Source organism: Methylophaga sp. UBA4204 (genome assembly GCF_002379485.1).
GTDB lineage: Bacteria > Pseudomonadota > Gammaproteobacteria > Nitrosococcales > Methylophagaceae > Methylophaga.
Map to the genome: position 1 here is coordinate 1 of NZ_DFTU01000085.1, position 542 is coordinate 542.

A 542-nucleotide genomic window follows, 5' to 3' on the forward strand; every position below is an offset into this window, starting at 1 on the left:
GTGAAGCATCAGGTTTACGGGTTGTCACTTTATTAAAATGTGACCGCATAGACTTCAAAAATTCATCAAAGCCTTCACCCTGAAAAACTTTGACCAGAAAATCACCCTGTTTACTCAAGTTATTAATAGCAAAATCCAATGCCAGTTCGACAAGATACATACTACCCGGCTGATCGATTGCGCCTACACCTGTCATATTGGGGGCCATATCCGATAATACAAGGTCTATTGATTGTCCGGCCAATACTTCATTCAGTTTTTCGAGTACATGATCCTCACGAAAATCACCTTCGATGAAATGTACTCCAGTCAAAGGCGTCATCGGTAAAATATCCAATGCGATAACTTTACCTTTGTCACCGACCCTATGCAAAGCATAATCAGACCATCCGCCCGGCGCCGAACCAAGGTCGACCACCGACATGCCGTTGCGTATTAATTTGTCTTTCTGATCGATTTCTTCCAGTTTGAAGGTTGCTCTGGAACGGTAACCTTTCTGCTGTGCTTTTTTGACATAAGGATCGTCAAAATGTTCTTTCAGC

The 542-nt window shown here is 42.8% G+C and carries 1 protein-coding gene; it reads right to left on the reverse strand.

What is annotated here, in order from left to right:
- On the reverse strand, positions 1–541 hold a 541-nt coding region (gene rlmE, locus B3182_RS12175; protein WP_292752917.1), incomplete at its 3' end, for a 23S rRNA (uridine(2552)-2'-O)-methyltransferase RlmE.
- Position 542 lies beyond the last annotated feature (1 nt).